The organism is Roseovarius sp., assembly GCF_018066915.1.
Classification (GTDB): Bacteria; Pseudomonadota; Alphaproteobacteria; order Rhodobacterales; family Rhodobacteraceae; genus Roseovarius.
This window is the reverse complement of sequence record NZ_JAGPVV010000002.1, coordinates 1-6799: the sequence shown is the minus strand read 5'-3', so window position 1 is coordinate 6799 and position 6799 is coordinate 1. Positions and strand designations below refer to the sequence as shown.

Below are 6799 nucleotides of genomic sequence, written 5' to 3'. Positions count from 1 at the left end.
CCGACTCGACAGCGCGATCTTGATGCGCAACGCCTCGACCCAGTTCGCGGATGGCGGCGAATTCGGCATGGGCGCGGAAATCGGCATCGCCACCGGCAAGATGCACGCACGCGGCCCGGTCGGGGCGGCGCAACTGACCAGTTTCAAGTATCTGGTCGAAGGCGATGGGGCAATCAGAGCGTGACGCGAAACTCGGTCTCGCTCAGCGTTTGCTGAATGGCTGCGCCCCGCGCCAAAAGACAGTGATGCAGGATCAGGAAATGCACCTGCGCGGGGCTGACATTGGGCCAAGGCCCACCCGCGCAGAGCGCCTGCCAGAGGCCCGGGTTCGGAGCAAGGCGGGGGGCGGTGGCCACGATCTGCCAACCGGCTGGGGTTTCACCAAGCGAGATATGCCCACCCGGTGGCAGCGCCTGTTCGACACAGAGCAGACCAAGCAGCAGCATTTGCGCCACGGGGCGCGGCAGGGGGCCGGTGATGTGAAGCGCAAGGGCGATACGCCCGCCCGCATGCAGCGTGCTTAGGATATCGCCCAATTCCTCGGCCCGCGTCACCTGATCCGCCTCGGCCTGCCCAAAGGCCAGCCGAAAGAGCCGCACCCGCGCCAGCGCCTGCGCCGCAGAGGCCGTGACGAGCGCCATTTCGGGCCCCGTGGTGCTGCTTGAAAGCCCCAAGAGTTCCAGCCCGTTGCCGACCGCACCAAGCGGGCTGACGAGATCGTGGCAGATCCGAGAGGCTATCAAAGAGCCAAGAGCCTGAGTAGGATGGGGCATGAAACAACTCCGGGGCGGGACTGGGCATGACGGATATGAACGCGATACTCGAACCGGGCATGCTGGTGCTGCACCCGCAGCGGCCGGATTGGGGAACCGGACAGGTGCAATCCAACATCGGCGGGCGCATCACGGTCAACTTTCGGGAAGAGGGTAAGGTGGTGATTGATGGCAACCGCGTTGAACTGATACCCGTCCTTGATCCCTGATCCGGGTTAGCAAAAGGTTAACAACCTCTGGGTGCTGCGACCAGTGGGAACATTGCACTTGAGGGCGCTCTTGCCTACAAGGCGGCGCAGACCCCAGAGACAAGGCCGATGACCGCAAGCGCCCCCAAGTTCCGTGTGAAGCTGGCCGACACGCCCGAGGAATTGCGCGCGGCGCAGCGCCTGCGCTACGAGGTCTTTGTTGAGGAATTGGGTGGCGACGGACCGTTGGTCGATCACGCGGCGCGGCTGGAGTGTGACCGCTTTGATCCGTTCTTTGATCACCTCATATTGATTGATGAGGCGAAAAATGACGCTGTGGTCGGGGTTTACCGGCTGCTCCGCGATGATCAGGCGGCGCGTGCAGGGCAGTTTTATTCCGAGGATGAATATGATCTCGGCGCGCTCAAGACCGGCGGGCGGCGGCTGATGGAATTGGGGCGCTCTTGCCTTGCGCGTGCCTACCGGGGTGGGCCGGGCATGTATCACCTCTGGAATGGTTTGGGCCGCTATGTCACGGAACACAAAATAGAAATCCTGTTCGGGGTGGCCAGTTTCCATGGCACTGATATTGACCATTTGGCGCAACCGCTCAGCCTGCTGCATGAGCGCCACCTTGCGCCCGAGGCGCTGCGGGTGCGCGCGCGGACGGAGCATTTTCAGCGCATGGACCTGATCGCGCCTGAAGATCTGGATCGGCGCACGGCCATGCGGCAGGTGCCTGCCTTGATCAAGGCCTATCTGCGGCTGGGGGGCTATGTCGGTGAAGGGGCGTTTGTAGACCATCAGTTCAACACCACCGATGTGTGTCTCATTCTTGATACAGATCGCCTTACCGAAAAGCAGAAAGTCATTTATCAGCAGGGTATTACGACTTGAAGTTCAGGTGGCAATCGGAGGCGTCGCAACCCGAGTTTCGCATGACGTCCGGTGGCTGGTTGCGTGCGGGGCTGCGGGGGCTGGCTATGGTGCTGGTGATTCTCTTGGGCGTTGTAATCTCGGTTGGGCTGCGGTTGATCGAGCGGCCAATCTATGGGCTGCACCGCCCCTGGACGCCCTATGTGACGCAATGGGTCTCATGGACGGTGTTTCGCGTGCTGGGCATGGGGCATGAGGTGCAGGGGACGCCGATGCGCGCGCCGGGCGCTGTGGTGGCCAATCATGCGTCATGGCTGGATATTTTTGCACTCAATGCGCGGAAACGGGTGTATTTCGTGTCGAAATCCGAGGTAGCGGGATGGCCCGGCATCGGGCATCTTGCCCGGCTGGTGGGAACGGTGTTCATCACCCGCGACCCGAAAGAGGCCAGAGCGCAGACCGAAGTATTCGAATCGCGCCTCTTGGCGGGGCACAAGCTCTTGTTCTTTCCCGAAGGCAGCTCGACCGATGGGATGCGCGTTCTTGCTTTTAAATCAACACTTTTTCAGGCGTTCTTCAGTCAAAAACTGGAGCATGCGATCCATGTTCAGCCGGTGTCAGTGATCTATGAAGCCCCCAAGGGGCAAGACCCCCGGTTCTATGGCTGGTGGGGCGATATGGATTTTGGCACGCATCTGGTGCGTGTCCTCGCGGTGCGGCATCAGGGCCGTGTGAGGGTGGTCTATCACGCCCCGGCACGGGTCGATGCCTTTGCAGATCGCAAGGCGCTGGCGGCTTGGGCCGAGGCGCAGGTGCGCGCGGGCATGCCCGAGGCGCGCCGGGGGCGGTGACAGGCGGGGCTCAGCCCATCGCGGCGATAAAACGGCCAAGGGCCTGAACTGGGTCCTCCTCGTGCCAGATTTCCTCGCCAAAGGCCAGAAAATCCGCCATCGGGGCCAATTGCGCCACAAGCGCGAGATCTAGTGCACCTTCGGCCACGACCGGCAATTCGATCACCTTGGACCACCAGTCGAACACGTCCATGTCAACGCGGGCCCCATCGTCGAGCGGGCTGGCCCCCACGGGACCAAAGCTGATGTAATCGGCACCCGCCTCACCGGCGCTCATGCCGTCGTGGCGCGAGGTGCCGCAGAAACAGCCGACGATGGCATCCTCGCCCAGTTCCTTGCGCGCGGCGCGCACCGAGCGACCGGCATCGGGCAGGTGGACCCCGTCAAGGCCGTGCCGTTCCACGAGCATCAGGTGGCTCTCGATCACCAGCGCCACGTCGCGGGCGTGTGTCACTTCGCGGCAGGCATCGGCCGCGCGCGCGATGCGGTCCTCGTCGCGGCTGGCGAGTGCAAGGCGCACGCAGGCGACCGGATGATGATCGAGCACGCGGGCCAGCGTATCGGGGAACAGGCTCAGCTCGAATTCGGTCGGGGTGATGAGGTAAATCTGCGGCTGCTCGGTCTCGGCCATTGGGGCGCTCCTGATGGATTTTTGCCCCTATAGCGCGGAAATGCGGCTTTGACCATTGGTCAGGCCGGGCTTCTTCTGGTGGCAATTGCGCAGTGTCCGCTTGGACGCGGAAAGAGGTGGGGCGCAATTGCCCCTAGCAACCCCTCTGGTGGGTCTCTATCTTGAGGCCAACGGGAAAAGGGGCGGTTCTTGGCGATTGCAGGCATGGCAGAGGGCGTGGTGCGCGGCATCGAGGGATTGGGCGACCGCGTGAACCAAGCGTTCTTCGAGCCGGTGATCCGGGTCGGGGTGACGGGCCTCGCGCGGGCGGGCAAGACGGTGTTCATCACCTCGCTCATCGCCAATCTGATGGACCGGGGCCGGATGCCCGGCCTCTTGGCGCAAGGCGAAGGTCGGATTCTTGCGGCCTATCTGCAACCACAGCCCGATGTGACGCTGCCGCGCTTTGACTACGAGGCGCATCTGGCGGCCCTGACCGGCCCCACGCCGCACTGGCCCGAGAGCACGCGCACGGTGTCGGAATTGCGCCTGTCGCTGCGGGTGCGGCCTGCCGGGTTTTTGGCGGGCATGACGGGGCCACGGGTGATCCATCTCGATATCGTGGATTATCCCGGCGAATGGCTGCTTGATCTGGCGCTTTTGGACAAGAGCTATGATCAGTGGGCAGCGGAGGTGTTGACGCGGATTGCCGCGCGACCTGAGGCGGCCGGGTATCTGGCGCAGGTGGGCCAAGTGGATGCGGCGGCACGGCTGGACGAGCCGGTGGCGCAGGCGCTGGCCGCAGGGTTTACCGCCTATTTGCAGGCGGCGCGGGCCGCCGGCTTTTATGATTGCACGCCGGGGCGCTTCATCCTGCCCGGCGATCTGGCAGGGTCGCCGGTGGTGACATTTGCGCCGCTGCCCGAGGGCAAGGCGGGTCGCGGCAGCCTGCGGGCTGAGATGGCGCGGCGCTATGACGCTTACAAGCGCGAGGTGGTCAAACCGTTCTTTCGCGACCATTTCGCCAAGATTGACCGGCAGGTGGTGCTGGTTGACGCGCTCGATGCGATTCACAAGGGGCCGCAGGCGGTCGAGGATATGCGCCGGGCGATGGCGGATATTCTGGGCGCGTTCCGGCCCGGTCGCAATGCGTTCCTGACGCAATTGCTGCTCGGGCGGCGGGTGGAGCGTATCCTCTTTGCTGCGACCAAGGCGGACCATCTGCATCATGCGCAGCATGGGCGGCTGACGGGGATCATGGCGGCCCTTCTGCGCGAGGCGCGAGACCGGGCGGAATTCGCCGGGGCCACGACGCAGTCGATGGCCTTGGCCGCCCTGCGCGCCACGGTCGAAGAGCGGGTGAGCCACAATGGCGAGATGCTCGACTGTGTGCGCGGGCGGTTGCTCGAGACAGGCCGACAGGCGGCGTTCTATGCGGGCGATCTTCCCGAGGACCCCGGTCAATTGCTGGCTCCGGCGCGGGCGGGGGCGACCGACTGGCTGGGTCAGGATTACCGGGTGATGCGCTTTGCGCCGGCCCCGCTCAACCTGCGCCCCGGAGAGGGGCCGCCGCATATCCGGCTGGACCGCGCCGCGCAATTCCTGATCGGGGACAAGCTGTGAGAACCGCGCGCGCCAAGATCTGGCATCTGCCGCGTCTGGCCCTGATCCTGTGGGGGTTCACCCGCGCGACGCCTTGGTTGCCGCAGGTGCGCAGCCATTGGGATGACCTTCGCGCACTCGCCAAGGTGATCCGCTGGGGTTGGGTCCGGGTGATCCGCGAGCAAGGCCGCGTGGCCGGTTTCGTGGTCCGTGACGGCGATATTCTGCATGCGCTATACGTACATCCGATGCGGCGCGGGCGAGGGCTTGGTCGGGCGCTTCTGGCCGAGGCCAAGGCAGAAGCGGGCATGTTGAGTCTCTGGGTGGTCGAGGCCAATGCCGCGGCGCGCGCCTTTTATGCGCGTCAGGGGTTTGTTGAGGCGGCGCGCAGCGCGGGCCTTGGCAATGATGAGGGTCTGCCGGATATCCTGTTGGTCTGGCGTGGCAAAGGAGAAGGCGCGTGAGCAGCAACAAGGCCAAGGGGCCGGTTCTGATCGAGATGGACGAGGCCGCAACCCAAGGGCCGGACCGCGCGCCGCCGGTGCCGGACCTTGCGACAGTGCCTGAAGGGCGGGCAATGCGCGCGGTGATTGCACGCGGTGCGGCGGGTCCCTCATGGCTGGGCCGACTTTTCTGGGGGTTGGCGCTTGGGCTGATGGGAGCTGCGGTCTCGGTGGCGGCGTGGGACTTTGCGACCGGATTGATCGCGCGGGTGCCGGTGTTGGGCTACGGCGTGGCAGCAATGGGCGTGGGCCTCTTGCTGGTGGCGCTGCTGATCGGCCTGCGCGAAGTGGCGGGGTTTGCGCGGTTGGGGCGGCTCGATACCCTGCGGCGTGCCGCTGGGGTCGCGCTGGCGGAGGGGGATCTAGAGGCGGCGCGGACGGTTGTTGCGCGGCTGCGCGCGCTCTATGCGGCGCGGCCCGAGGCGGCCTGGGGGCTGGAGCGGCTGGCAGAGCGACAGGCGGAGCAGTTTGACGCCGAAGCACTCTTGGGTTTGGCGGAAGTCGAGCTTTTGGCCCCGCTTGATGCGCTTGCGGTGCGCGAGGTCGAAGGGGCGGCGCGGCAGGTGGCGATGGTCACGGCGCTGGTGCCTCTGGCGCTGGCCGATGTGGTAGGGGCCATGGTCGCCAATCTGCGGATGATCCGGGCGGTGGCCGAGATTTATGGTGGGCGCGCGGGTGTCTTGGGCAGTTGGCGACTGGCGCGGGCGGTGATGGCGCATCTCTTGGCCACGGGGGCCGTGGCGGTGGGCGATGACATGATCAGCAGCGTGGCAGGGGGCAGCGTGCTTTCCAAGGTGTCGCGACGGTTTGGGGAAGGCGTGGTCAATGGCGCGCTGACGGCGCGGGTGGGGGTGGCCGCGATCGAGGTATGCCGCCCGTTGCCGTTTCAACGCGGGCGCAGGCCATCGGTCACAGGGTTGGTGCGGCGGGCGCTGACTGGCCTGTTCGGGCAGGGGTGATCCATGGAAGCGCTGGCGGTTGTCATCGGCCTCGGCGTACTGGCGCTCTTGCTCATCGGGGTGCCTTATCTCTTGGTCTCGCATGCGCGACTGAAGGCGCGGGTGGCGCGGTTGGAGGCGGGGTTGAAACCTGCTGCGCCAGAGTTTGTGGCAGAAACTGAGGCCGCGCCCGTTGTTGAAGAACGCGCCGGCCCGTGGGTCGCCGCGCCCGTTGTTACCCCTCAGACAGAACCCGAGACCGCACCGCCGCGCGCCTTTGTGCTGCGGGCAGACCGGGTGACGGCGCTGATGGCTTGGCTCAGGGGCAATTGGGTGTTGGCGGTGGCGGGCGTGTCGCTGGCATTGGCAGGCGTCTTCATGGTGCAATACGGCGTCGAGCAAGGATTGCTCACGCCGTTCTGGCGGGTGATGGGTGCGCTGGCGCTCGGGGCCGCGCT

At 65.5% G+C, this 6799-nt stretch carries 9 protein-coding genes and 1 pseudogene; 8 read left to right on the top strand and 2 right to left on the bottom strand.

Translation table 11 applies throughout. The features are described from left to right. A pseudogene (gene proA, locus KBT70_RS00080) lies at positions 1-184 on the top strand (gamma-glutamyl-phosphate reductase); the annotation flags it as partial. Here the strand turns inward: proA and KBT70_RS00075 are convergent. After that, positions 174-773, bottom strand: a complete 600-nt coding sequence (locus KBT70_RS00075) for a histidine phosphotransferase family protein (protein WP_296627298.1) — start codon at positions 771-773, stop codon at positions 174-176. The pseudogene proA and the gene KBT70_RS00075 sit on opposite strands and share 11 nt — an antisense overlap. Positions 774-799: 26 nt before the next feature. Between KBT70_RS00075 and KBT70_RS00070 the strand changes: the two genes are divergently transcribed. The 3 genes from KBT70_RS00070 (at position 800) to KBT70_RS00060 (ending at position 2688) form a co-directional block, all read left to right on the top strand. Beyond that, complete coding sequence (locus KBT70_RS00070) at positions 800-982, top strand: DUF3553 domain-containing protein (protein ID WP_296627297.1); 183 nt, start codon at positions 800-802, stop codon at positions 980-982. A gap of 108 nt (positions 983-1090) precedes the next feature. Beyond that, entirely contained in the window at positions 1091-1858 is a 768-nt protein-coding gene (locus tag KBT70_RS00065) for a GNAT family N-acyltransferase (RefSeq protein ID WP_296627295.1), read from the top strand. 41 nt (positions 1859-1899) lie between these two features. Then, on the top strand, positions 1900-2688 hold the full coding sequence (locus tag KBT70_RS00060; RefSeq protein ID WP_296627294.1) for a lysophospholipid acyltransferase family protein: 789 nt from the start codon (positions 1900-1902) through the stop codon (positions 2686-2688). A 10-nt stretch (positions 2689-2698) separates the two neighbouring features. On the opposite strand, the gene KBT70_RS00055 is transcribed toward KBT70_RS00060, so the two are convergent. Further along, positions 2699-3319, bottom strand: a complete 621-nt coding sequence (locus KBT70_RS00055; protein WP_296627292.1) for a thiamine phosphate synthase — start codon at positions 3317-3319, stop codon at positions 2699-2701. A 189-nt stretch (positions 3320-3508) separates the two neighbouring features. Between KBT70_RS00055 and KBT70_RS00050 the strand changes: the two genes are divergently transcribed. From KBT70_RS00050 to KBT70_RS00035, 4 genes are all read left to right on the top strand, one after another. After that, complete coding sequence (locus tag KBT70_RS00050) at positions 3509-4921, top strand: YcjX family protein (protein WP_296627289.1); 1413 nt, start codon at positions 3509-3511, stop codon at positions 4919-4921. Next, positions 4918-5364: a GNAT family N-acetyltransferase gene (locus KBT70_RS00045; RefSeq protein WP_296627287.1), complete on the top strand. Its 447-nt coding sequence runs from the start codon at positions 4918-4920 to the stop codon at positions 5362-5364. Before KBT70_RS00050 ends, KBT70_RS00045 begins: the two co-directional genes overlap by 4 nt. Then, the gene (locus KBT70_RS00040) at positions 5361-6362 is read left to right on the top strand and encodes a TIGR01620 family protein (protein WP_296627285.1); all 1002 of its coding nucleotides are present in this window, start codon (positions 5361-5363) and stop codon (positions 6360-6362) included. Before KBT70_RS00045 ends, KBT70_RS00040 begins: the two co-directional genes overlap by 4 nt. A gap of 3 nt (positions 6363-6365) precedes the next feature. Then, on the top strand, positions 6366-6799 hold a 434-nt coding region (locus KBT70_RS00035), incomplete at its 3' end, for a DUF2339 domain-containing protein (RefSeq protein ID WP_296627282.1).